The sequence below is a fragment of the Pseudomonas baetica genome (assembly GCF_002813455.1).
Taxonomy (GTDB): Bacteria; Pseudomonadota; Gammaproteobacteria; order Pseudomonadales; family Pseudomonadaceae; genus Aquipseudomonas; species Aquipseudomonas baetica.
Window position 1 is genome coordinate 2,528,445 of sequence record NZ_PHHE01000001.1, and the last position, 25,341, is coordinate 2,553,785.

General features: G+C 56.7%; 14 protein-coding genes, 2 tRNA genes, 3 rRNA genes and 1 pseudogene. 6 read left to right on the top strand and 14 right to left on the bottom strand.

Going from position 1 to position 25,341, the window contains the following annotated elements; genetic code table 11:
- Positions 1–3: 3 nt before the first annotated feature.
- Entirely contained in the window at positions 4–573 is a 570-nt protein-coding gene (locus tag ATI02_RS11550) for an acyl carrier protein (RefSeq protein WP_100846326.1), read from the bottom strand.
- A 513-nt stretch (positions 574–1,086) separates the two neighbouring features.
- On the opposite strand from ATI02_RS11550, the gene ATI02_RS11555 reads away from it, so the two are divergent.
- Entirely contained in the window at positions 1,087–1,431 is a 345-nt protein-coding gene (locus ATI02_RS11555) for a cupin domain-containing protein (protein ID WP_003177747.1), read from the top strand.
- 163 nt (positions 1,432–1,594) lie between these two features.
- Here ATI02_RS11555 and mmsB read toward each other — a convergent pair whose 3' ends face one another.
- Both mmsB and ATI02_RS11565 read right to left on the bottom strand, forming a co-directional pair.
- Positions 1,595–2,497 carry a 3-hydroxyisobutyrate dehydrogenase gene (mmsB, locus tag ATI02_RS11560; RefSeq protein WP_100846327.1) on the bottom strand — a complete coding sequence of 301 codons (903 nt, stop codon included), beginning with the start codon at positions 2,495–2,497 and terminating at the stop codon, positions 1,595–1,597.
- Positions 2,498–2,506: 9 nt separating this feature from the next.
- Complete coding sequence (locus ATI02_RS11565) at positions 2,507–4,033, bottom strand: CoA-acylating methylmalonate-semialdehyde dehydrogenase (RefSeq protein ID WP_100846328.1); 1,527 nt, start codon at positions 4,031–4,033, stop codon at positions 2,507–2,509.
- Positions 4,034–4,182: 149 nt separating this feature from the next.
- On the opposite strand from ATI02_RS11565, the gene ATI02_RS11570 reads away from it, so the two are divergent.
- The 5 genes from ATI02_RS11570 to ATI02_RS11590 all read left to right on the top strand — a co-directional run bounded on the left by ATI02_RS11570 (position 4,183) and on the right by ATI02_RS11590 (position 7,943).
- Entirely contained in the window at positions 4,183–5,130 is a 948-nt protein-coding gene (locus ATI02_RS11570) for a LysR family transcriptional regulator (RefSeq protein WP_100846329.1), read from the top strand.
- A 372-nt stretch (positions 5,131–5,502) separates the two neighbouring features.
- Positions 5,503–6,621, top strand: coding sequence for a colicin E3/pyocin S6 family cytotoxin (locus ATI02_RS11575; RefSeq protein WP_100846330.1), 1,119 nt, complete (start codon positions 5,503–5,505; stop codon positions 6,619–6,621).
- 14 nt (positions 6,622–6,635) lie between these two features.
- Positions 6,636–6,875, top strand: a complete 240-nt coding sequence (locus ATI02_RS11580) for a pyocin S6 family toxin immunity protein (RefSeq protein WP_100846331.1) — start codon at positions 6,636–6,638, stop codon at positions 6,873–6,875.
- A gap of 191 nt (positions 6,876–7,066) precedes the next feature.
- Complete coding sequence (locus tag ATI02_RS11585) at positions 7,067–7,444, top strand: DUF6572 domain-containing protein (protein ID WP_100846332.1); 378 nt, start codon at positions 7,067–7,069, stop codon at positions 7,442–7,444.
- Between the two features lie 22 nt (positions 7,445–7,466).
- Positions 7,467–7,943: a bacteriocin immunity protein gene (locus ATI02_RS11590; protein ID WP_100846333.1), complete on the top strand. Its 477-nt coding sequence runs from the start codon at positions 7,467–7,469 to the stop codon at positions 7,941–7,943.
- Between the two features lie 129 nt (positions 7,944–8,072).
- Here the strand turns inward: ATI02_RS11590 and yfiB are convergent, their stop codons facing one another.
- From yfiB to ATI02_RS11645, 11 genes and pseudogenes are all read right to left on the bottom strand, one after another.
- Positions 8,073–8,567 (bottom strand): outer membrane lipoprotein YfiB, encoded by a 495-nt coding sequence (gene yfiB, locus ATI02_RS11595; protein WP_100846334.1) that lies wholly within the window; start codon positions 8,565–8,567, stop codon positions 8,073–8,075.
- Positions 8,568–8,572: 5 nt separating this feature from the next.
- A pseudogene (gene dgcN, locus ATI02_RS11600) lies at positions 8,573–9,840 on the bottom strand (diguanylate cyclase DgcN/YfiN).
- Positions 9,837–10,412: a regulatory sequestration protein YfiR gene (yfiR, locus tag ATI02_RS11605; protein ID WP_100846335.1), complete on the bottom strand. Its 576-nt coding sequence runs from the start codon at positions 10,410–10,412 to the stop codon at positions 9,837–9,839. Before yfiR ends, dgcN begins: the two are co-directional and overlap by 4 nt.
- 122 nt (positions 10,413–10,534) lie before the next feature.
- The gene (gene recD / locus ATI02_RS11610; protein ID WP_100846336.1) at positions 10,535–12,640 is read right to left on the bottom strand and encodes an exodeoxyribonuclease V subunit alpha; all 2,106 of its coding nucleotides are present in this window, start codon (positions 12,638–12,640) and stop codon (positions 10,535–10,537) included.
- On the bottom strand, positions 12,637–16,326 hold the full coding sequence (recB, locus tag ATI02_RS11615; protein WP_100846337.1) for an exodeoxyribonuclease V subunit beta: 3,690 nt from the start codon (positions 16,324–16,326) through the stop codon (positions 12,637–12,639). Before recB ends, recD begins: the two co-directional genes overlap by 4 nt.
- Positions 16,326–19,775 (bottom strand): exodeoxyribonuclease V subunit gamma, encoded by a 3,450-nt coding sequence (recC, locus tag ATI02_RS11620; protein ID WP_100846338.1) that lies wholly within the window; start codon positions 19,773–19,775, stop codon positions 16,326–16,328. Before recC ends, recB begins: the two co-directional genes overlap by 1 nt.
- A gap of 155 nt (positions 19,776–19,930) precedes the next feature.
- Positions 19,931–20,046, bottom strand: a 5S ribosomal RNA gene (rrf, locus tag ATI02_RS11625).
- 157 nt (positions 20,047–20,203) lie between these two features.
- Positions 20,204–23,097, bottom strand: a 23S ribosomal RNA gene (locus ATI02_RS11630).
- 246 nt (positions 23,098–23,343) lie between these two features.
- Positions 23,344–23,419: transfer RNA gene (locus ATI02_RS11635), tRNA-Ala, on the bottom strand.
- A gap of 30 nt (positions 23,420–23,449) precedes the next feature.
- Positions 23,450–23,526 (bottom strand) — tRNA-Ile (locus ATI02_RS11640).
- A gap of 162 nt (positions 23,527–23,688) precedes the next feature.
- Positions 23,689–25,225, bottom strand: a 16S ribosomal RNA gene (locus tag ATI02_RS11645).
- Together the 16S, 23S and 5S rRNA genes with 2 tRNA genes alongside form the textbook arrangement of a ribosomal RNA operon.
- Positions 25,226–25,341 lie beyond the last annotated feature (116 nt).

Genomic DNA, 25,341 nt, shown 5'->3' on the forward strand with positions numbered 1-25,341 from the left:
CTCCTACACCGCTTCTTTGGCGTGAGTGGTAACAAACTGCTCAACCAATTGACGGGACACTTCATCGCCATCCGCCGGCACCAGGCGCGCACTGCACGCGCCACAGACCACTTGTTGGCGCTCGTTCAGCACCGCCTGGTGAGCATTGCAATCCGGGCAGGTCGCCGGCAGGTAGTTGAAGAGATCGCGGCACTGGTTGGCCCAGTTACGCACGGTGGTCGCGGCGAACACCTGAGCCGGTTGCATGCCCGCCTTCAGTTGATCCGGGGTGTAGGCGCTCAGGCTTTGCTCAAGCAGGCGCTTGCCGCTTTCGGTAATACGACCGTTGGCGAGAAACTCGCTGGCATCACCGCAAACCGTCAACGCATGATCAAGCACGCTGGTTTTCGGCAGTGTGCAGCCATATTGGCGGCCCAGCTGGAAGCTCAGGTCAACGATGTCCAGCGAGTCGGCACCGAGGTCTTCGACAATGCTGCTGTTTTCTTCGATGTCATTCGCATCCATCACCAACAGCTGTGCGAGGATTTCGCGAGTGCTGGCAACGACATGTTCCAAGTCCAATGGATTGTTCATTTCTATCTCCCTATATGTCGTGACTACTTCATGAATTCGACTTATGAAAAGTAACTTTTCCCACAGCAACTTCTCACGCGGCGGGAATCTAAACTCTGCCCTTAAGGGGAGAGTCAACGAACTATTCAAGGTTTTTTTACAACTCGAAAAAAGTCTGCAAAACCCCACAGACACCGCACCTCCTTGGTGCGGCGAACGACTTATTTACTTAACAAAGACGGGGTATGGTGGGGCGCCCGCGCTATCGGCAAGGCTGACTATCGAAAGCAACTAAGGACGCAACGGAACCGACGTACTAAAAGCAAAAACCAGACAAGTAAAATAGTTATAACTTCATAACCTTTGTTGTAGATCAGTACTGCCGTTAATTGATTTTGCTGGAAGGTTTACGCCTCCATCCGAAAAACGCTGGCAGCGTTTATGGATATCTAAATGTCGAGCACAGACATCTGGGCCAAGGCTCGGCGCTATAGGGTGCAGCTTCCGTTTGATCGCCTTGTCTGGAGCCGACACATGACTGCCCCTATCACCGTTCTGCGCGACACCCATCCGCTGCCGGTACTCGATGCCTGCAAATGGGAAAAACTCGAAGGCGACCCGCACACCGTCAACCTCAACGCCTACACCAGCGAAGACGGCAGCAAGATCATGGGCACGTGGATCTGCACACCGGGCAAGTGGCGCGTCGATTATGTGAAGTGGGAGTACTGCCATTTCCAGGAAGGCTACTGCGTGATCACCCCGGACGGCATGGCGCCGATTCACCTGCGCGCCGGTGACATTTTCGTGGTTGAACCGGGGATGAAAGGCACGTGGGAAGTGGTCGAGACCGTGCGCAAATATTTCGTGTTTGCCTGATGCAAAAAAGCCGGGAAATCACCCGACGTGATTTCCCGGCAAACAATATCAGATACACGCAATGCCCTTGTGGGAGCGAGCCTGCTCGCGAAAGCGGACGGTCAGTCACTTCCTTGTTGAAGCGACCGCCGTCATCGCGAGCAGGCTCGCTCCCACAGTTTGTTCAGCGCTGCCCTTCAATTGCAGGCTTGCGATAGCTGTTGATGATCGCCGAGAAGTCTTTCCCGCCGTCCCCGCGCAGGCTCATCGCCTGATACAACTGTTGCGCCACCGCGCCGAGCACCACCGGTTGGTGCGCCTGCCGCGCCGCTTCCGTGGCCAGCCCCAGATCCTTGAGCATCAACTCCGCCCCGAAACCACCGGTATAACCACGCGAGGCCGGCGCCGTTTCGACGATGCCCGGCCACGGGTTATACATCTCCGAACTCCAGCAGCGACCGGTCGAGCTGTTGATGATGCCGGCCAGCACCGAGGTATCAATCCCCAGTGCATCGCCCAGCGCCATCGCTTCACTGACGCCAACCATCGAAATCGCCAGCAGCAAGTTGTTGCAGATCTTGGCGATCTGCCCGGTGCCGACTTCGCCGCAATGCACGATGTTACGGCCCATCTGCGCCAGCACCGGTTGCAGGGTGGCGAACAGTTGCGGGGTGGCGCCGACCATAAAGGTCAGCGTGCCAGCGGTCGCACCACCAGTGCCACCGGACACTGGTGCATCGGCCATGGCCACGCCTTGTTTGGCCGCAGCGGCCGCTACGTCACGGGCAGTCTGCGGATCAATGGTGCTGCAATCCACCGCTGGCACACCTTGGCGAATGCCAGCCAGAACACCGTCCTCACCGAGCCAGACGCTGCGCACATGCACGGCGGCCGGCAGCATGGTGATCACCAGTTCAGCATCCTCGGCCGCCTCACGCGCCGAAGCGCGAATAGTGCCGCCCAGTTGTTCCAGTTCCGCCAGCACGGTTTTGTTCAGGTCGACCAGGTTCAGCGAATGGCCGGCCTTGATCAGGTTGCGCGCCATCGGCGCGCCCATGTTACCCAGACCGATAAATGCGATTTTCATGGCAGTTCCTCAGCGCAGGTTGATAGTGGTGTTCACGCCGTCGTTGACGCTGTCGTCATCGAACCAGCGCGCCGTGACCGTTTTGGTCTGCGTGTAGAACTGCACCACTTGCTTGCCGTACGGGCCGAGGTCGCCGAGTTTCGAACCGCGCGAACCGGTGAAGCTGAAGAACGGCACCGGCACTGGAATCGGGATGTTGATACCGACCTGACCGACGTCGATTTCCGTCTGGAATTTACGCGCAGCCGCGCCGCTCTGGGTGAACAGGCCGGTGCCGTTGCCGAACGGGTTGGCGTTGACCAGGGCGATGGCTTGATCAAGGGTGTCGACTTCCAGCACCACCAGCACCGGGCCAAAGATTTCCTGGGTGTAGATCTGCATGTCGGTGGTCACCCCGGAGAACAGGGTCGGGCCGACGAAGTTGCCTTGCTCGTAACCCGGCACGCTGATGTCGCGACCGTCCAGCTCAAGCTTGGCGCCTTCCTTGATGCCGCTTTCGATCAGATCGAGAATCCGTGCCTTGGCTTTCTTCGAGATCACCGGGCCGACATCGGTGCCCGGCTCGCTGCCGGCGTTGACCTTGAGTTTCTGCGCCAGCGCTTTCAGGTCAGGCAGCCATTGTTTCGCCGCGCCCACCAGCACCACCACCGAAGTGGCCATGCAACGTTGCCCGGCCGCACCAAAACCGGCGCCAACCAGCGCATTCAGCGCTTGCTCGCGATTGGCGTCCGCCAGCACCACGGCGTGGTTCTTCGCACCCATCATCGATTGCACGCGTTTGCCATGCTTGCCGGCCAAGTCATAAACGTGGGTGCCGACAGCGGTCGAACCGACGAACGAAATCGCCTTGATGTCCTCGTGCGTGCACAGGCCATCAACCACATCTTTACCGCCATGCACCACGTTGAGCACGCCTGCCGGAACGCCCGCCTCGATGGCCAGTTCCACCAGAAGCAGGGTCGACAGCGGATCCTGTTCGGAAGGCTTCAATACAAAAGTGTTGCCGCAGGCGATGGCCATCGGGAACATCCACAGCGGAATCATCGCCGGGAAGTTGAACGGGGTGATGCCGGCGCACACACCGATCGGCTGGCGCAGGGTATAGGTGTCAACGCCGCCGGCGACATTCTCGGCGAACTCGCCCATTTGCAGGCTGCCGATGGAGCAGGCGTGCTCGACCACTTCCAGGCCACGGAAAATGTCGCCCTCGGCGTCGGCAATGGTTTTGCCCTGCTCAGCGCTCAGCACCACGGCGATGCGTTTGGAATGCTCGCGGATCAGCGCTTGCAGCTTGAGCATGATGCGCATGCGCGCGCCGATCGGGGTCAGTTTCCAGGTCTGAAAGGCGCGCTGCGCGGCGCTGACGGCGGCATCGACTTCAGCGGCGGTGGCGAATGGGACTTTGGCCAGCACTTGCTGGGTCGCCGGATTGACGATGTCGTGCCACTCGGTGGTCTGCGACTCGACCCACTCGCCGTTGATCAGCAGCTTGACCTTCTGGACCGTGGTTTCGTTGGGCGTAAGCGATGCGTTCATGCTGGTCTCCGAAATTTGTTTTTATCGTAGGAGCCAAGGCGAAAGGTTCGCCTTGAGATGAGGCGTGTGTCACGAATTGGTTGTCGGACTGTTTTTGGAGTATAGATGTGCAAACTTCTAATAAGAACGCACATATAAGCCCGTCCATCATGCAAAAAAACATCACCTCTCTCGGTTCGCTGAACTGGGACGACCTCAAGTTTTTCCTTGAAGTCGCCCGCACCCGCAAGGCCAGCACCGCCGCCAAACGGCTCGCGGTCGACTACACCACGGTGTCGCGGCGCATCAGTTCGCTGGAAGCGGCGCTGGGCACATTGCTGTTCGAGAAGTCACGCACCAGCGGCTTCGTCTTGACCACCGAAGGCCAGCGCTTGCTGGGTTATGCCGAGTCGATTGAAAGCACGTTGCACATGGCGTGCGAACAGGTGTCAGGCTCCGGCGTGGCGTTATCGGGCCATGTGCGCATGGGCTGCACCGAAGGGTTCGGCAGCTTTTTCATCACGCCGCAATTGAGCCATTTCGTCGACGCCTACCCGGCAATCTCGGTGGACATCCTGCCGCTGCCGCACTTCATCAGCCTGTCCAAGCGCGAGGCCGATATCGTCATCGCTCTGGAGCGCCCGGAGCACGGGCCATACGTGTGCTGCAAACTCTGCGACTACCGCTTGCAGCTGTACGCAACCCAGGACTACCTCGACAAACACCCACCGATCCGCCGCCCGGCGGATTTGAGCAAGCATCAATTCATCAGCTATGTGGATGACCTGGCGTTCAGCTCGGAGCTGCTGTACCTGGCGAACGTGCTGCCTGGCGCCAACGCGCATTTGCGCAGCACCAGCGTCATCGCGCAATTCGTCGCGGCGCAGCAAGGGCGCTCACTGGCGATTCTGCCGTGCTTCCTCGCCGCACAAGACCCGCGCCTGCTGCCGGTGTTGCCGGAGGACATCGACATCACCCGGCAGTTCTGGATGTACTGCCGGGAGGATCTGCGCAAGTTGAAGCGGATTACCCTGTTGTGGGATTACATCCGCGAGGTGACCGAGCGCAATCAGGGTCTGTTGATGGGGCAGACCCGTGAGATGCAGTTTGCTGACTGATGATCTTCAAGGAATCAGGTGGCCGGATCGTAGCGAGGTCAGCACGCCCTTTTCAACCGTTTTGTAACAGGGATTGGTACACGACTTGTAACTTTGAAAGCGCATCGAAGCCAATATCTTGATTGTTCGAATTTAACGCTGTCATGGCGGCTGCATTGTCGAAGATTGCGATGAAAGCGCTACGACAAACTGCCACCATTCAAAGTCCGTCCCCAACCATTTATCCTCCGCACCTCCAGCAATTGACATGGAACACAGGGAACTTTCAGTACGGCTTTTGGGATTTGTCCTACAGCCATTGCATGAGCTTCCCGCTAACGTCGATGCTGCCCAGCTACAGGTTGGAACTCCCCAAGGACGAAAGGAAGCGGCATGTCTGGCTATGTACCCAACCCGCCAAAGGGCTACCGCTACAGCGGTGTTGAGCCTGTCGATATCCATGCCCAGCGTTGGGCAGAATACAAAGACCTATCACCAAAACCAGAAGACAAGCCCGACACAATGGGCTGTGTGTTTGCCAAGAGCTGCAACCTCCCTGATGGTGTGATCGACCACAAGAACCAATCCGGGTTTGTGCCTGTTGAGAAACTGGCCGACTACGGACTGTGGGCTGTGCTTGGAACCGGGGCAGCGATTACCGCCCAAGGCACCCCACTCCAACTGGTGGGCGGGTCTGCTACTGGCAGTGCAATTGCTAAACGTCTTGGCGGGTCGCTATCACTGGGCCAGCTGAAAGGATCAGGCGTTGTTGCTGCTGGTTTTGTAACAGGTACTGTTGGGATGCTGATCCCGAACACCAGCATTTCACCTGATAGCGCCTTCTACAAGAACGATCAATACGCAACGCTTGAAACTGGCCGCACCCGTGTACGCGTCAACGTGAAGACTTTGCCGGATGGCTCCGTTAACGCCTACGGCTTCTACACGGGCGGTAAAACGGATTGGGAGAATGTCCCTGTCATCAAGGGCGATAAAGTCGGTGAGACATATGTTGCTGACATCGGCAACGGGATTGGGCTCACTTGGACGCCAGCGGCAAACCCTGATGGCGTACTGGGCATTCCTGCACTGGAAGGTGCTCCGCAATTGCCACCAGTGTGGGTTTATCCGCCGACCGAACAGGCCAATAAGATATTGGTCAATCCGGTGCATCCACCAGACTACCAAGATGCAATCATCACATTTCCTAACGCCGATATTCAGCCGATTTACATTTCGCTGAGCGTATCAGGTGATCATAGCTATCACCCGGCGCCTAAAGGACTGACGGCATTTCCTGATGCTGCGAGGGATAAATCAAAAAGCAGCGTTCAAGGTGGTGGTAAAAAACGTACCCGCTGGAAAGACTCTAAAGGGCGGATTTACGAGTGGGACAGTCAACACGGGGCTGTTGAAATGTATGATAAACAAGGCAAGCATTTGGGGGAGTACAACCCAGAGACAGGCGAGCAAACCAAGCCCGCAAAACCGGGAAGAACCACTCCTAAATAGATTGAGAGATAGTTATGTACTTATGCATCACAGGATTTTTGCCTGACAGCTTTGAAGATAGCTCGTTGAAGTACGAACTGGACGTGGCGCCAGAGTTTGAACAAAGAGTAATGGATATTCTTGGTTGGAAGAGCCTTGAAGCTGAGGCCGATGGGGAGTTACCACTAACCCGTGAACAGGTTAGCCAGATCGCCGATGTCGTCGAGGAATCTCTGCCCGACAACCTTGATATGTTTATTGGAGTTGTTGCGTAGCGACAGAGCACATCACAGCCAGCAATCAGAATACAGATGAAGCTCGCCCACACCAAAGGACTGTCATCCTGCATGGAGATAAAACTGAAGGTGTGAGCGAGCGGCGGGAATTGTACCAGTAACCCGGTATTACCGTGGATTTGCCAGAGTCGTAATTCCTCGACCTGATTCACCTTTCTGAGGGAGCAGACATGTCCATCGTAGAAACGAAAGTCGTCGATATTATTGCGGTGCCCGAGTGGGAGCCTGAAAACGTAATTTTGGTAATCACTGACCACCTTGAGTGGGGTGATAAAGCGCAACAAAGCGAACACCTGCTACTGCTTCAAGAAAAGGTCAACAGCTACGTTGCTTTCATTGAGAGCGGAGAGCTGCTGGAAAGCTACCCGCCAGCGAAAGACAAGCTACCAATCATCCGAGTTAACGGTTTGTATGAGCTGCCAGCACAAGGCGAAACCTTTGTAGACCGAGTCACTGACCTGCTGAAAGGTGCAGGTATCGGCTTTGAGTTCGTGCTGAAAGAAAGCGAGAAAATTCGCAATATGTTACTACCCGTGTCCAAAGGCTAGCGGATTGCTCAAGGAGAAAACTATGAAGCTTCGCCCTGACTTAATGCCACCGATGCTGGATGAACCCTTGGTTGCTCGATTGACGATGCTTGCAGAAGAAATTGATTGCGGGCACGAAGAACAAACCCAGAGTCAGGTGGCAGCATTCAACCGGGAAGCAATGACCGCACTTGAGTTCATCGACTTTCAGGGAATCTATGGTGGGCAATCTCACGACACATGGGTTCGAAAAGTCTTAGCAACACCCTATGAGCGGCGCCTGACGGATGTAACCAAGCAAGAGTTGGTTGAGTTGGCTCGAAGGGTCATGGAGGGTGTTGGCGCTGACCATGAAGTCGAGTTCTGGTTGAGCATGTTGGCAATCAACATACCCAATGAACGCATATCCGATCTGATCTTCTGGCCAGACGAATACTTCGATGAAGCAGATTATCCACAGCAACTATCCCCAGAGCAGGTGATAGAAATCGCGTTGAAAGACAAAGATGTAGTGCTGTAATCAAGACCCGCCCACACCAAAGGACTGTCATCCTGCACGCGGTAATAATCTCAAATTGTGTGTCCGCGAGGTAATCGAGCGCAATCAGGGTCTGTTGATGGGGCAGACCCGTGAAATGCAGTTCGCCGATTAGTCGGCGCTGACCACAATCGACACCCGGCGGTTTTCCGTTCGGCCCGCAGCGGTGTCGTTGGACGCCACAGGTTCGCTGCTGCCCAAGCCTCGCAGCTGAATGTTCTCTTGGTTCATGCCAACCGTGCCCAGCACTTTGGCGACACTCTCGGCGCGGCGCAGCGAGAGTTGCTGGTTGTAACTTTCCTTGCCTGAGGCATCGGTGTGGCCATCGACGCGCACGCGCTCGATGCCGACACCCAGCAACGCCTTACCGATACGCTCGACGATCTCGGTGCTTTGGTTGTTCAGGCTCTCGACATCGCTGCCAAACAGTACTTTGCCAGACAGGCCAAATTCCCAGCCTTCGTCGGTCGGCTCAAAGCCTTGCTGTTTGAGCACGGCGACTTGCGCCGGGGTCAGACCTTTTTGCGGGGCGGTCTGGCAACCGGCAAGGGTCAGCGTGACCATCAACAGCACGACGGAAAAAAATCGAATGGGCAGTGTGAACACGGGAATCAGCTCCTGGTTTGAACGGGTTCGACCGGGTGCTCCGACCCAGCCGTGAATTGGGCGCCACGCGACAGGCGCTTGGCTTGATACATCGCCGCATCGGCGGCATCGAGCAAGGCTCCCGGTGTAGCGCCATGATCGGGGTAAACCGCGATGCCGATACTGAGCGAGGTCACAACGCTGGTGTCACCCGGCAGCGCGATGGGCATGTCCATGCTGGCGAGGATCTTGTCGGCAATGCGTTCGGCGTCTTCGATCTTGTGCAGGGGCGTGAGCAGTACGGCGAATTCGTCGCCGCCCAGCCGCGCGACCAGATCCTCTTCGCGCAACTGTGCGCGTATGCGATTGGCAACGGCCACCAGCACCGCGTCACCGGCCGCATGCCCAAAGCGATCGTTGATGCCTTTGAAGCGGTCGCTGTCGAGAAACAACACCGCTACGCGCTCATGGAGTTTGCTGGCGTTGCGCAGGGCACGGATCAGTCGACCCTCGAAAAAAGCGCGGTTCGGCAGACCGGTCAGACTGTCGTGACTGGCTTGGTGGGCCAGCGTTTCGTTTTCGTTTTGCAGATGGGTTTGCCAAGACTCCAACTCGTCGAGCAAGGCATTGAAGTCGTTGCCGAGGTTGTCGAGTTCGGCGATCTGCGCGGGTGGCACGCGTCGATCCAGCGCGCGTTCGCTGCGAGCGGCGTGGGCCACGGCAGCGAGACTGCGCAGCGGGCCGGTAATGCCGCGCAACTGTCGACGCGCCAGATAGAGTGCAACCCAGGCACTGATCGCGTACAGAGAATAATTCCCACCAGACCGCTGAGCAGAAAACGCATCAGGCTGCCGCCGTGGCCGGTGAGCAGGACGCGGCCGACTTCGCGATCTTGATGCAAGATCGGCAGGCTGATCGGTTTCTCCAGAAGGGCGCGGGTAATCTGCATTTCCAGCTCGGAGAACAAGCCGTTCTCCGACCGCTGCCAACGTGCAAGCAACTGGCCCTGCGCATCGAGCACCTGAGCCTGCGCCACCTCCTCGGTGGAAGCAATCAGCGCCAAGGCTTCAGTGGCAGCAGGCTTGTCGTTAAACACCACCGCCGCTTCCACGGTGTAGCTGATCGAGCGGGCAATCAGTTGCAGGTTGTGATCGGCGTAAACCCGCAGCGCCAGAACGCCCAGCAAGGTCAACGAGACACTGGCCATCGCCACGGCCACCAGCGCCACAATCAAATGCCCGCGACCGATGACCGAGCCCAGCGTGGGGCGAATTTTGGAATTGAACAAACTCATGGCACCGCCGCTTTGCGACGCGATAACTGCAGCACGCTTGGATGAATGCGCACGCCACTGCGGGCGACGGAGTCAAGATTGACTTCGAAGGACACCTGCTCGTCACCCACTCGCAGGCAGAACAGACTGCCGACGGTGCATTGATCGCCACCTTCGCTGATGCTCAGCACCGGGTGACCGGTCAATGAGGCGAACAGCCGACTGCGTTCATCAGCCGTGAGTTTGCCGATGTACACCGCATCGCACTCGCTGATGATGGCCGGGTTATCGGCCAGCAGTCGGCGCACGGCCACTGGCCGGCCGGTCGCTTGAGTGGTGCCTTTGACCAGGTCATCGGTGTATTCGGTCGGGCCGACGATACACAGGCGCAGTTGCGCAGGTTCCACCGGCCAGCGTGCGTAACTGAGGATGCCAAGAACGACTTGGGTAACAGATTTTGCCCGTTGCTCGGCCATGCCCACCGGCGCTTGGGATTGCGCGACGGCTACGCCTGTCAACAACCAGAGCAGAGCGACAAGCACTGCGTGCTTGCAGCGAAACACGCGCTCCGTCGCCCAGACAGTCACCTTCATGCAGGGATTCTCTTGGATCTTAACGAAATGATGCCGCAACGATAGCACAGCGCTGAATCACCAGCGATACAGCGAGTCCTGACTGGTTAGTCAGGACTCGCCGCGAACTGCAGCGTTCATCATCACTGAACCTCAGCGCCCTCTTCCAGTTCCAGCATGAGTCCGCTAAGACGTTTTACCTTGCGCTGCACCGCCTCTTCAAAGACCCCCGCGCGGGGCTCGATCAGAGTAAACCAGTGCTTGGCTCGGGTAATGCCAGTGTAGATCAGCTCCTTGGTCAATACAGGGTTCAAGGCATCAGGCAGGATCAACGCGGTGTGGGCAAACTCAGACCCCTGGGATTTGTGCACGGTCATGGCGTACACGGTTTCGACGTCGTTAAGCCGACTCGGCAAAACGAAGCGCACGCCGCCCTGACCATCATTGCGCGGAAAGGCTACACGCAACACCGGTTTGCCGGCGTCGGGGCCTTCTCGCTCGGGGAGTTTCAAGGCAATGCCGATATCGCCGTTCATCAAACCCAGTCCGTAGTCATTACGGGTCATCAACACCGGACGACCTTCGTACCATTGCTGGTCATTTTCGATCAGACGGGCCTTGAGCAATGCAGCCGTGATGCGCTGGTTCAAACCCTCAACGCCCCATGGCCCTTTGCGCACCGCACACAACAACTGGAAGCTGTCGAACGCCTGCAAGACTTCACGGGCCCAGTCGATCCAGTCCGGATGTTCGAGCGGCCTGCCGAGCGCCGGGCGCTGATTGCGCAGCACGCTCAGATAATGCCGGTAACCTTGCGGGCCATCGCCATGGCCCTCTAGCAACAGTCGCTCCAGTTTGTGATCGTGCTCGCCTTTTAGCGGCAGCGAATACACATCGTCGTAGTGCCCCGCCGCCAGCAACTGCCGCGCTTCATCCGGAAGTTGCTGATTGACCCGCCGCGCGAGTTGGCCGATGCCGCTGCCTTCGCCGAATCGCCGTGAGTGGCGCAACATCACTACCTGTTGCGCCAGCGGATGGGAACCGTCGACGTCTTCGTGCAAACCACTGTCCTGCAAGGATTCACCGCTAACCGACTCAAGCCACTGCCGGGTCTGCGGGCTGTACCAACCGCTTTCGGCATCGCGACACAGGTCCCCCAACACCGCTCCCGCCTCTACGGACGCCAATTGATCCTTGTCGCCCAGCAACACCAGTCGCGCGTGGGCCGGCAAAGCGTCGAGCAGGTTGGCCATCATTTCCAGGTCGATCATCGACGCTTCATCGACCACCAGCACGTCCAGTGGCAAGCGGTTGCCCGCGTGGTGACGAAAGTGACGAGTGCCGGGACGGCTGCCAAGCAAACGGTGCACCGTGGTTACGTCGCAGGGGATTTTGGCCCGCACGTCTTCCGCGACTTTCAGTGATTGCACTTGCTGACTGATGGACTCGGTCAACCGCGCCGCCGCTTTGCCAGTCGGCGCCGCCAGACGAATTCTCAATGGGTGGCCCGCCTCCACCGCTGGCGCCTGGAGCAATGCCAGCAAACGCACTACCGTGGTGGTTTTACCCGTGCCAGGACCACCCGTGACGATGCTAAAGGCTCCACGTGTGGCAATGGCGCAGGCGAGTTTCTGCCAGTCGATCACATCGTCGGTTTTGACCGCCCCGAACAATTCATTCAGCCGCTGCGGCAGATCATCCGGCGTCGCCTCGCCCTGGGCCAGACGTTGGCGCAAAGCCGTATCGATGCGGCGCTCATAGGCCCAATAACGCCTGAGATAGAGGCGCTTCCCGGACAACACCAGTGGACGTTGCTGCGCCGAACCACTGCCATCGGCCGACAGCGCCACAAGAGGACTGTCTGCCAGCACCTTGCACCAGTGAGCACCGTCGAGTGCCTCCAGCAATTGCGACGGCAGCAACAGCACCCCGCCTTGTACATCGCCTTCGGGCGGAAGCGACAGGGCGAAATCCGGCGCTTTGAGAGTTTCGAACAGGTCAAGGCACACATGGCCATGACCGAGTTGATGGCTGGTCAGTGCGGCAGCGAGCAATACCAGTGGATCAGTATCCGGCTCAAGCTCGTGCAGAAATGCGACGAATGCTTTGTCCAGCGCACGCAGCCAGCCTCGCTCGACCCAACGGGTAAGCAGCAACAGCAAATCATCGGCGCTGGTCAGAGGCGAGAGTGAAGACAGGCTGTCCGCTGTCAGCGGCGTCGGCAACAGATCGTCGAAGGTGCGGCTCATAGCAAGACTCCCTGTTCCCATGCGGGTTCGGCCTTGGGTTCGGGTTTGCCCTGGAACATTCGATCAAGACGCTCGATGAGCTCACGGGGGGGACGCGCAAAGTAAACACCGCGACTGTCCGCCCGAGTACCGCGCAGAAACAGGTACAGCGCGCCACCAACATGCCGGTCGTAATCGTAGTCGGGCAATCGTGCCTTGAGCTGGCGATGCAACGCCAGCAGGTACAACACGTATTGCAGGTCGTAGCGGTTGTCGAGGATCGACTGTTCCATGGCCTGCTCGGTGTAGGCCAGGTCATCGACACCCAGCCAGTTGGACTTGTAGTCGGCCACGTAATAGCGACCATCGAGCTCGAAGGTCAGGTCAATGAAGCCTTTGAACATGCCATTGAGCTGCACCGGTTCCGCCGCGACCCGCGCCACGCCTTTATGGGTGTACTGGCGCACCAGTTCGTCGAGTTTGAGCACGTCGACTTTATGGCTGGCGAACCAGAACTCCATTTCCACCCGGTACTGCTTGAGTTGCTCAAGAATGACCGGAGGTTGTCCGCCAGCAATCGGCAGCGGAGATTTGAGCAGGTGCTGCAGCCAGTCACTCAGCGTGATGATCCAGCCCTCCCAGCCGCGCAGATTACAGCGCCGGGCAATTGCATCCTCCAACGCCCCACGGGTCACGGCGAAACCATCGTCACCCGCCCATTCCAGCAAACCATGGAGAAACGTTCCCGGATTGGGCCCCCGGGGGAAGCGATGGATATCGGCGCCACCGGCGATGATTTCCCGTGGTGCATCGGGATCGAGGCGTTCGTCATCAAACAGCTTCTGTGCTTGCGGGCTGTCCGGTGCCTCATCGCTGCCGACACTCAATACGTCACTGATGCGCAATGCGCTGTAGGACGCAATCCACCAGTTCTCGCTGGCCTTGCGCTTGGGTAGCAGGGTGGCACTAAGGACGGCCTCATTGCGCGGTGGCTGGTAATGCTCGTCGGTGGATTGCGGCATTTCACCAATGCTGATGGCCGCACAGTCTTGTTGCAGATCTTGCAGCCATCGGTCCAGTCCCGTGGACTCCTTCAATGATTCGCCACCGCCAAGCAAGTAGCCCAAAGCAGAAAGATTCAGGACCGAGCTATTGTTATTACCCCGTTTGAGATCTGTCACGCCCAGCCAGCAGGCATGTTGCGCGCGAGTCAGGGCGACATAAAGCAGGCGCAAGTCTTCGGCCAGACGCTCATCGTCCGCTTGCGCAATCAGCTCGGGGGTTGGCTTCAAGCTCACTTGAGCCTTGCCCGAAGCGTCGTGGTAATGCAGCGGCAAACGGCTGCCGTCTACCGGTTTCGCCGAACAGATGAAGGGCAAAAACACCAACGGATATTCGAGGCCTTTGGACTTGTGGATGGTCACGACCTTGACCAGTTGCTCATCACTTTCCAGACGCAGAATCTGTTCTTCACCGGCTTGCCCGGACAATGCCAGAAGCTCCGCCAGATGACGGATCAGCGCTTGTTCACCGTCCAGTTCGGCGGCGGCTTGCTGCATCAGCTCCGACAGGTGCAACAGGTTAGTCAGCACTCGCTCGCCATCGCTGCGGGCGATCAGGGTTTGCGGCAAGTGGAAGTCGTGCAACAGGCGCCGCAACATCGGCAGCACACCTTGCTTGCGCCAGAGCTCTCGATAACCGCGGAACTGCATGACGCGGGTTTCCCAGACCAGTTCGTCCTGATTCAGCCGCTCCAGTTCAGCCAATGGCAGATTCAAGGTGACGCAAGCCAGCGCGGCTTTCAGGGAGCGCTCGACATCCGGCTCGGCGCAGGCCTTGAGCCAGGAAAGCAGATCGTGGGCTTCCTGCGCGGCGAAAACCGAATCCTTGTCCGACAGATAAACACTGCGCACGCCGCGGGTCGCGAGTTCACCACGTACCGCCTGGGCCTCTTTGCCGTCACGGACGAGAATCGCAATATCGGACGGTTGCAAGCCTTTGAAGTCCTTGCCGTCCTGAGTAAATCCGGCGCTACCGGTTTGCCCGCCGTTGAGCAGTGCCGTGATTTCGCTGGCGCATGCTGCCGCCAACTGCTGCCGATAGACCACGCCTGACAGCGGCTGATCAGTAGACAAGTTCCAGACATTCAGTGCCGCGACGTCTTGTCCGGCAATCTGCAGTTTCTCTTTACGGCCCTGCGATTCGACGGGGTGAAACGGTACCGGGTTGTCACCATTTTTCTCCCGGAACAAAAACGCGCCGCGTCCCTGCTCTCTGGACTCGGCGCGTTCGAACACGTGATTGACCGCTTTGACCATGCCATGGCTGGAACGGAAGTTGGTACCTAACGTATGCAGTCGGCCAGTGGTGGCTTGGCGAGCGCGCAAATAGGTGTAGATATCTGCGCCTCGGAAGGCGTAAATCGCCTGTTTGGGATCACCGATCAAAAACAGGCCGGTATCCGGATTGTTGTCTTCGATGCGGTAGATGCTTTCGAAGATTCGGTATTGCACCGGATCGGTGTCCTGAAACTCGTCGATCAGGGCTACCGGAAATTGTTCGCGGATCAGCGTCGCCAGACGTTCGCCGCCCTCCGATTGCAGCGCGGCATCCAGGCGCAACAGCATGTCGTCGAAGCCCATTTCGGCGCGGCGACGTTTCTCTTCTTCGAAGCGCGCACCGACCCATTTGGCGGCGTGCTGCAACACCGCGGCATCTGGGGTCGGCAAAGAATCCAGACTCGACTTGAGTCCGGGCATGGCATCGAGTCCCGGATGGCTCGGAGCTTGACCTTTCCAGGCTTCGGCCATTCCGTCAGGCGTCAGTCGGGTGAAACCTGTGCCAATGTCGAGTTGTTCAAGGGACTCGTCTTCGGCCCAGGTTTTGAGCTTGTCGAACCACGGTTCGAAGTACCGTGCCTGCATCTTTCGACCGTCGACGGTTTTGCTTTCAACGCCCTGATGACAAATAGCGAGCAACTCATCGGCCCATTGCCGCCAAGGCATCTTCAGTTCGATCAACGCTGCGCGGCGCTCTTGCAAGCACTCTTCGATCAGCTGCGCAGGGCTCTTGCCTTCGTCGCTGCCCTGCTCACTGGCAAACAAGCCACGCACACGAGGTAACAGCGCTGCGGGCCCACCCCAGTTACTGCGAACCCAGTTCAAGGCGTCACCCTGCATCGGGTAACAGAAAAGACGCCAGTAATCGCGCAGCACTTCGCCAAGTAGATCGCTGTGATCGGTTTCCAGCGATTGGGTAAACAAACTGCCGCTGTCGAAGGCATGCTCACGCAGCATGCGCTGGCACCAACTGTGGATGGTGGAAACAGCGGCTTCGTCCATCCATTGCGCGGCGATATCGAGGCGATTGGCGCAACCGGGCCATTGCTGAGGGTCGAATTGATCGCGCAGTTCTGCGATCAGGGCATCTGGCGCTGGTGTTTCGTCACGGAAGAATCGCGCGGCCTCGGCTAGCCGTGTGCGAATCCGCTCACGCAGTTCTTTGGTCGCAGCATCGGTAAATGTCACCACGAGAATCTGGGGGGGCAGCAATTCGCGAGAGAAACCGTGCGACTCGCCGCCATGGCCAAGGATGAGCCGCAAATAAAGCGCTGAAATGGTGAAGGTTTTGCCGGTACCGGCACTGGCTTCGATCAACTGGCTGCCACGCAGGGGAAACGCCAGAGCCAGTGGTGTCTTCGAACTCATCAGCGCGCCCCTTCACTGGACAACGAACGCCATGGCGCTTCATACAGAGGGCGGTACAAGGCGTCGCACCAACCGGAGAATGTCTCGTCGGCGAGTAATGCGTCGAAACGGGCAAATTGTCGGGACAGCGCAGGACTTTCGCGGCGCTCGCCTTCACTGGTCTGGCCATCACCTTCGTAGGCTTTGCGGGCAGCGGCTTCGGCTTTGAGCGGATCGGTCTGGGACAGCCAGGCAAAAGCAGTCTTCACCGCAATCGGTAAAGGCTGGCGCATGCCGGCCTGCCAGGCAAGCAGAAGATCCCCAAGGAAACGCATGGCTCTGTCCTGCGCCATCGGTTCAAGCAGCAACGTGTCGTCGCTGGCCACCAATGCCGTGGTCAATGAAAGACCGCTGGCGCAGGCGACGAGATGATTGACCCATGGCTTGGTCAACCGATGCCATTTGCGGCTTTTGATCGAGCCGATGCTGTTAGGAATAGTCGTGACCGACAGCACGCCAGCGTCTGCACGCTGATGCAAACCCGAGAGCCAACCTTCAAGCCGCAAACCCTGTAAATCGAGACTGATCGGGATCGCACTGGTCACCGGCGTCGGCCAAAGCGTCAGAAGTTGCCGATAGCGTTGCAGCAGGTCCGGTAGCGGTTCGATCAACTCCCGCTGCAGGCACTCGCCGAACCCGGCCATTGGCAGTAATCCACTGTTTTGCAGACGTCGAGCGTGAGTCTCGAGCGCCTGCTCGACGTTGTCCGGTTGCCCGAGTGCGGCTTCGAGCAGGCTATCGCTGAGCGTATACCGCTGCAGAGCGTCGAGTACGAATGGCTCTTCGTCGGCCAGCGGTGCTTCGGCTGCCTCGAAGTACACTTTGAGCCTCTGGGTGAAAAAGTGTCTGACCGGGTTGCGCAAAAAGTCCTGCAACAGCGCCAGACTCAGCGGTTCGTCTTGAACATGGGGCGCGAGCAACTCGGCCTCGTTTTGCGCCTCGTGGCTTTGATGCAGAACCTGCCACTCGCTGGCATAGCTGAACAACTGATCACCTTCATGGAAATAGCGCGCGCTGAAGGGTTGCAATGGATGTTCTTGCGTCACGGCGCTTAACAGATCCTGACCCTCGTCAATCAATCGCCAGCCGCTGGCAAGGTGGTCACGCAACTGGCCAATAAGTACAGAGGCAGGCCGCTCGCTGTTGTCACGAATGCTGCGTCCGACCCAACTGATGTAGAGCTGATTGCGGGCAGAGAGGAGCGCCTCAAGCAAAAGATAGCGATCATCCTCGCGCCTGGAACGATCGCCCGGCCGGTAGTCGCTACCCATCAGATCGAAGTCGAGCGGTGGTTGTGCGCGGGGGTAATCGCCATCGTTCATCCCCAGCAAACACACCAGTTTGAAAGGAATGGCACGCATGGGCATAAGCGTGCAAAAGTTCACCGCGCCGGCAAGAAAACGCTGAGACAGACGCCCTTGATCCAGCCCGGCAAGCCAGGCTTCTCGAACCACGGTCAGTGGCAGCTCGTCCTCAAGACCCACTGCCTCGCAGGTCTCCAGCCAGGTTTCACGCAGCTCTTCAAGCTGGGTCAACAAATAATCGTCATGCTCATTGCTGGCTTTGAAGAACAGTTGCATCAGCGCTTGCAGCCGATGCCCCCACTCTTTGGGTTGAGCCGGTTGCGTGAGTTCCTGATGGGCAAGTTCCAGTGCATCGAGCAATGCCACCAACGGCCCGATCAAAGCAGCATCCAGTCCACCGATTTCATCGTAGGGCTCGATACCCGCGCAGCCAGTGGAACTGCCCACTGCGTAACCCAGAAGCATGCGGCGCAGGCCGAAATGCCAGCTGTTCTGCTCCAGTTCGTCTGGCAAGCCTAACCCGGCCCGCTGCTCGGCATTCATTCCCCAGCGCACGCCTGCGCCTTCGATCCAGCGGTGCAGCGTCGGTAAGTCGCGCTCCTCGACGCCGAAACGAGCGCGCAATGCGGGAACGTCAAGCAGGTCGAGGATTTCGCTGACGGGGAAACGACTGTCCGGAAGCTTGAGCAAGTGCTCGACCGCAATCAGCAAGGGATCACGACCGCGCTGGCCCTGATCCGCCAAAGTGAACGGAATGAAGCGCAGGTCATAGCGATCAAGCTGACCAAACACAGCGCGGATATGCGGAGCATAGCTGTCGATATCCGGCACCATCACGATCACGTCGCGAGGGCGCAGATCCGGATTGGCGCTGAAGCGTGCCAGTAGTTGGTCATGGAGAATTTCAACTTCGCGTTGAGCACTGTGGGCAACGTGAAAACGGATCGACTTGTCGTGTGCCAGATCCACTGCAGGCCAATGCTCGCGTGTCTCATCGAGTGGACGCAGTTCCAGGATATCGTCCTGAAGTTGATTGAGCAGATTATGTGGCTGACTTTCGCTGAACAGGTCGATGCGTCCGTCGCGAAAGGCTGCGCGATAACTGTTGGGGTCGTCGTAGCTATCGAGCAGGTTAATGTAATCGCGACCTTGTTTGCCCCACGCTGCCAGCAGAGGATGGGCGTGTTGATGCATTGTCTCGGGATCAAGTACGACAGGCATGCCGCTCTTGCGCGATTGCCGTTTGTACTGATGACGCAGCAAATCCTTGTCGGCGACGATATCGGCCCAGTGGTGACGACATGGGTTGTGTACGCACAGTAAAACCTGACTGAAACGCGCGAGCCCGGCCAACGCTTCAAGCACTTGGGCTGGCAGTGAAGAAATGCCGAAAACGATGACTCGTGAAGGCAGGCCAGCAGGCGCTTCTGCAAGATGACTTATGCGCTCGATAAAGCGCTGATGAACACCGGCACGGCTTTGAGCCATACCTTGAGCACCCACATCGTCCAACAGCGCACGCCAGAGTTCAGCCTGCCAGCAACTTGTCGGCGCTAGTGGCTTTACTTCGCCTCTGACATTACGCAATTGATGCCGACCTTCGGCCCAATCCTCAAGCCAGTCAGCCCGGTACACCTGGTATTGATCGAAGAGATCCGCCAGACGCTCGGATAATTGGTAGCGCTTGCGCAGGTCGGTGTCGTGGGTAAGGAAGCGTTGCAACGGTTCGAAATACGGACGGTCGATGACCTGAGGTAGCAGGCGCATGAGACGCCAGGTCAGTGGGGCCTTATCGAGCAGGGATTTGGCTGGAATTTCATCTCGCCCCAATACCATGCGATAGAGCTGCCACATGAAACTGCCCGGCAATTGCACATCAATTGCCGCGGCAATACCACAACCGCCGAGATCGCCTTCTTCTGGGTCCTCCGCCAGAGCCAATTTAAGCCACTGGGCGATGCCATTGCTCTGCACCAAGGCAATTTCGTTCTCCAGGGGAGCCAGCGGATAGCGCCGCATAATGCTGACCACCAGGCTGCGCAGTTCGTCCAGGCTATTACTCTGAACCACCATGAATGCAGCGTTGAGGGACTGGGCGTCCGGCATAAGACTTCCTTGGAGAAAAGTACAAAAGCTAGGCCAGAACCTTAGCATTGTCGGCAGGTGATAACAGCCGGACGGCGTCTGTGAGTGCTGTACGAACTTTCCTTCGGGCAAAACAAAACCCCAACTGCTTTCGCAATTGGGGTTTCGGAATTTAATCTTGACGATGACCTACTCTCACATGGGGAAACCCCACACTACCATCGGCGATGCATCGTTTCACTGCTGAGTTCGGGATGGGATCAGGTGGTTCCAACGCTCTATGGTCGTCAAGAAATTCGGGTACTGAGTCGCGACCTGATGGCCTCGCTTCAGCAAATTGGGTATGTGACAGCTGTCGGTGTTTTGTGAACATCGAACTTTCGGTTCGTTTCGTCTTCACACACCGCAATCTGATGCTCTCTCGAGTAGTCAAATTGCTTGGGTGTTATATGGTCAAGCCTCACGGGCAATTAGTATTGGTTAGCTCAACGCCTCACAGCGCTTACACACCCAACCTATCAACGTCGTAGTCTTCGACGGCCCTTCAGGGAACTCAAGGTTCCAGTGAGATCTCATCTTGAGGCAAGTTTCCCGATTAGATGCTTTCAGCGGTTATCTTTCCCGAACATAGCTACCCGGCAATGCCACTGGCGTGACAACCGGAACACCAGAGGTTCGTCCACTCCGGTCCTCTCGTACTAGGAGCAGCCCCTCTCAAATCTCAAACGTCCACGGCAGATAGGGACCGAACTGTCTCACGACGTTCTAAACCCAGCTCGCGTACCACTTTAAATGGCGAACAGCCATACCCTTGGGACCGGCTTCAGCCCCAGGATGTGATGAGCCGACATCGAGGTGCCAAACACCGCCGTCGATATGAACTCTTGGGCGGTATCAGCCTGTTATCCCCGGAGTACCTTTTATCCGTTGAGCGATGGCCCTTCCATACAGAACCACCGGATCACTAAGACCTACTTTCGTACCTGCTCGACGTGTCTGTCTCGCAGTCAAGCGCGCTTTTGCCTTTATACTCTACGACCGATTTCCGACCGGTCTGAGCGCACCTTCGTACTCCTCCGTTACTCTTTAGGAGGAGACCGCCCCAGTCAAACTACCCACCATACACTGTCCTCGATCCGGATAACGGACCTGAGTTAGAACCTCAAAGTTGCCAGGGTGGTATTTCAAGGATGGCTCCACGCGAACTGGCGTCCACGCTTCAAAGCCTCCCACCTATCCTACACAAGCAAATTCAAAGTCCAGTGCAAAGCTATAGTAAAGGTTCACGGGGTCTTTCCGTCTAGCCGCGGATACACTGCATCTTCACAGCGATTTCAATTTCACTGAGTCTCGGGTGGAGACAGCGCCGCCATCGTTACGCCATTCGTGCAGGTCGGAACTTACCCGACAAGGAATTTCGCTACCTTAGGACCGTTATAGTTACGGCCGCCGTTTACCGGGGCTTCGATCAAGAGCTTCGCGTTAGCTAACCCCATCAATTAACCTTCCGGCACCGGGCAGGCGTCACACCCTATACGTCCACTTTCGTGTTTGCAGAGTGCTGTGTTTTTAATAAACAGTCGCAGCGGCCTGGTATCTTCGACCGGCATGAGCTTACGGAGCAAGTCCTTCACCCTCACCGGCGCACCTTCTCCCGAAGTTACGGTGCCATTTTGCCTAGTTCCTTCACCCGAGTTCTCTCAAGCGCCTTGGTATTCTCTACCCAACCACCTGTGTCGGTTTGGGGTACGGTTCCTGGTTACCTGAAGCTTAGAAGCTTTTCTTGGAAGCATGGCATCAACCACTTCGTGTTCTAAAAGAACACTCGTCATCAGCTCTCGGCCTTAAGATCCCGGATTTACCTAAGATCTCAGCCTACCACCTTAAACTTGGACAACCAACGCCAAGCTGGCCTAGCCTTCTCCGTCCCTCCATCGCAATAACCAGAAGTACAGGAATATTAACCTGTTTTCCATCGACTACGCTTTTCAGCCTCGCCTTAGGGACCGACTAACCCTGCGTCGATTAACGTTGCGCAGGAAACCTTGGTCTTTCGGCGTGGGTGTTTTTCACACCCATTGTCGTTACTCATGTCAGCATTCGCACTTCTGATACCTCCAGCAAGCTTCTCAACTCACCTTCACAGGCTTACAGAACGCTCCTCTACCGCATCATCCGAAGATGATACCCGTAGCTTCGGTGTATGGTTTGAGCCCCGTTACATCTTCCGCGCAGGCCGACTCGACTAGTGAGCTATTACGCTTTCTTTAAAGGGTGGCTGCTTCTAAGCCAACCTCCTAGCTGTCTAAGCCTTCCCACATCGTTTCCCACTTAACCATAACTTTGGGACCTTAGCTGACGGTCTGGGTTGTTTCCCTTTTCACGACGGACGTTAGCACCCGCCGTGTGTCTCCCATGCTCGGCACTTGTAGGTATTCGGAGTTTGCATCGGTTTGGTAAGTCGGGATGACCCCCTAGCCGAAACAGTGCTCTACCCCCTACAGTGATACATGAGGCGCTACCTAAATAGCTTTCGAGGAGAACCAGCTATCTCCGAGCTTGATTAGCCTTTCACTCCGATCCACAGGTCATCCGCTAACTTTTCAACGGTAGTCGGTTCGGTCCTCCAGTTAGTGTTACCCAACCTTCAACCTGCCCATGGATAGATCGCCCGGTTTCGGGTCTATTCCCAGCGACTAGACGCCCTATTAAGACTCGCTTTCGCTACGCCTCCCCTATTCGGTTAAGCTCGCCACTGAAAATAAGTCGCTGACCCATTATACAAAAGGTACGCAGTCACCCAACAAAGTGGGCTCCCACTGCTTGTACGCATACGGTTTCAGGATCTATTTCACTCCCCTCTCCGGGGTTCTTTTCGCCTTTCCCTCACGGTACTAGTTCACTATCGGTCAGTCAGTAGTATTTAGCCTTGGAGGATGGTCCCCCCATATTCAGACAAAGTTTCTCGTGCTCCGTCCTACTCGATTTCATGACTAAGAGATTTTCGCGTACAGGGCTATCACCCACTATGGCCGCACTTTCCAGAGCGTTCCGCTAATCTCAAAGCCACTTAAGGGCTAGTCCCCGTTCGCTCGCCACTACTAAGGGAATCTCGGTTGATTTCTTTTCCTCAGGGTACTTAGATGTTTCAGTTCCCCTGGTTCGCCTCTTGCACCTATGTATTCAGTACAAGATAACCATCTTATGATGGCTGGGTTCCCCCATTCAGACATCTCCGGATCAAAGTCTGTTTGCCGACTCCCCGAAGCTTTTCGCAGGCTACCACGTCTTTCATCGCCTCTGACTGCCAAGGCATCCACCGTATGCGCTTCTTCACTTGACCATATAACCCCAAGCAATCTGGTTATACTGTGAAGACGACATTCGCCGAAAATTCGAATTTCTCAATTAAGAGAACTCACAAATTTTACCTTAGCCTGATCCGTTACCAGTGAAAGTAACGTTCAGTCTATCTTTCTATCACATACCCAAATTTTTAAAGAACGAACTAGTCAAAGACTAGAAATCAACATTCACCATCGAATCGATGGAATGCTCATTTCTAAGCTTTATACTTCAGAAGCAGTAGTGGTGGAGCCAAGCGGGATCGAACCGCTGACCTCCTGCGTGCAAGGCAGGCGCTCTCCCAGCTGAGCTATGGCCCCGCATTTCTACAGGCGTTTCCCACACAAAATTGGTGGGTCTGGGCAGATTCGAACTGCCGACCTCACCCTTATCAGGGGTGCGCTCTAACCAACTGAGCTACAGACCCAATTTCGAGCTACTAAGGCCGACCTTACCCTGCTCTCAACCACAAAGCATGGGGTACGCTCTAACCAACTCAGCTACAAACCGATACAGGCTGCTTCTTTCGTCTTCTTCAATGAATCAAGCAATTCGTGTGGGAGCTCATGCAGCAGCTGATGTCATCGATTAAGGAGGTGATCCAGCCGCAGGTTCCCCTACGGCTACCTTGTTACGACTTCACCCCAGTCATGAATCACACCGTGGTAACCGTCCTCCCGAAGGTTAGACTAGCTACTTCTGGTGCAACCCACTCCCATGGTGTGACGGGCGGTGTGTACAAGGCCCGGGAACGTATTCACCGCGACATTCTGATTCGCGATTACTAGCGATTCCGACTTCACGCAGTCGAGTTGCAGACTGCGATCCGGACTACGATCGGTTTTATGGGATTAGCTCCACCTCGCGGCTTGGCAACCCTTTGTACCGACCATTGTAGCACGTGTGTAGCCCAGGCCGTAAGGGCCATGATGACTTGACGTCATCCCCACCTTCCTCCGGTTTGTCACCGGCAGTCTCCTTAGAGTGCCCACCATAACGTGCTGGTAACTAAGGACAAGGGTTGCGCTCGTTACGGGACTTAACCCAACATCTCACGACACGAGCTGACGACAGCCATGCAGCACCTGTCTCAATGTTCCCGAAGGCACCAATCCATCTCTGGAAAGTTCATTGGATGTCAAGGCCTGGTAAGGTTCTTCGCGTTGCTTCGAATTAAACCACATGCTCCACCGCTTGTGCGGGCCCCCGTCAATTCATTTGAGTTTTAACCTTGCGGCCGTACTCCCCAGGCGGTCAACTTAATGCGTTAGCTGCGCCACTAAGAGCTCAAGGCTCCCAACGGCTAGTTGACATCGTTTACGGCGTGGACTACCAGGGTATCTAATCCTGTTTGCTCCCCACGCTTTCGCACCTCAGTGTCAGTATCAGTCCAGGTGGTCGCCTTCGCCACTGGTGTTCCTTCCTATATCTACGCATTTCACCGCTACACAGGAAATTCCACCACCCTCTACCATACTCTAGCTTGTCAGTTTTGAATGCAGTTCCCAGGTTGAGCCCGGGGATTTCACATCCAACTTAACAAACCACCTACGCGCGCTTTACGCCCAGTAATTCCGATTAACGCTTGCACCCTCTGTATTACCGCGGCTGCTGGCACAGAGTTAGCCGGTGCTTATTCTGTCGGTAACGTCAAAACAGCAAAGTATTAATTTACTGCCCTTCCTCCCAACTTAAAGTGCTTTACAATCCGAAGACCTTCTTCACACACGCGGCATGGCTGGATCAGGCTTTCGCCCATTGTCCAATATTCCCCACTGCTGCCTCCCGTAGGAGTCTGGACCGTGTCTCAGTTCCAGTGTGACTGATCATCCTCTCAGACCAGTTACGGATCGTCGCCTTGGTGAGCCATTACCTCACCAACTAGCTAATCCGACCTAGGCTCATCTGATAGCGCAAGGCCCGAAGGTCCCCTGCTTTCTCCCGTAGGACGTATGCGGTATTAGCGCTCCTTTCGAAACGTTGTCCCCCACTACCAGGCAGATTCCTAGGCATTACTCACCCGTCCGCCGCTGAATCCAGGAGCAAGCTCCTTTCATCCGCTCGACTTGCATGTGTTAGGCCTGCCGCCAGCGTTCAATCTGAGCCATGATCAAACTCTTCAGTTCAAACATCTTTGGGTTTTTAAGAAACCCTAAACTTGGCTCAGCAATCGTTGGTTACATCTTTGATTTCTCGCGGAGTAACTTGTGATGCTGATAATCTTGTTGACTATCAGTCTGAC

Bases quoted from the DNA above. Each gene is read 5' to 3' on its own strand.
- ATI02_RS11565 (WP_100846328.1), bottom strand. From the start codon at position 4,033: ATGAACGCATCGCTTACGCCCAACGAAACCACGGTCCAGAAGGTCAAG.
- mmsB (WP_100846327.1), bottom strand. From the start codon at position 2,497: ATGAAAATCGCATTTATCGGTCTGGGTAACATGGGCGCGCCGATGGCG.
- ATI02_RS11570 (WP_100846329.1), top strand. From the start codon at position 4,183: ATGCAAAAAAACATCACCTCTCTCGGTTCGCTGAACTGGGACGACCTC.
- yfiR (WP_100846335.1), bottom strand. From the start codon at position 10,412: ATGAAGGTGACTGTCTGGGCGACGGAGCGCGTGTTTCGCTGCAAGCAC.
- recD (WP_100846336.1), bottom strand. From the start codon at position 12,640: ATGAGCCGCACCTTCGACGATCTGTTGCCGACGCCGCTGACAGCGGAC.
- ATI02_RS11580 (WP_100846331.1), top strand. From the start codon at position 6,636: ATGTACTTATGCATCACAGGATTTTTGCCTGACAGCTTTGAAGATAGC.
- recC (WP_100846338.1), bottom strand. From the start codon at position 19,775: ATGCCGGACGCCCAGTCCCTCAACGCTGCATTCATGGTGGTTCAGAGT.
- ATI02_RS11585 (WP_100846332.1), top strand. From the start codon at position 7,067: ATGTCCATCGTAGAAACGAAAGTCGTCGATATTATTGCGGTGCCCGAG.
- ATI02_RS11555 (WP_003177747.1), top strand. From the start codon at position 1,087: ATGACTGCCCCTATCACCGTTCTGCGCGACACCCATCCGCTGCCGGTA.
- ATI02_RS11590 (WP_100846333.1), top strand. From the start codon at position 7,467: ATGAAGCTTCGCCCTGACTTAATGCCACCGATGCTGGATGAACCCTTG.
- recB (WP_100846337.1), bottom strand. From the start codon at position 16,326: ATGAGTTCGAAGACACCACTGGCTCTGGCGTTTCCCCTGCGTGGCAGC.
- ATI02_RS11550 (WP_100846326.1), bottom strand. From the start codon at position 573: ATGAACAATCCATTGGACTTGGAACATGTCGTTGCCAGCACTCGCGAA.
- ATI02_RS11575 (WP_100846330.1), top strand. From the start codon at position 5,503: ATGTCTGGCTATGTACCCAACCCGCCAAAGGGCTACCGCTACAGCGGT.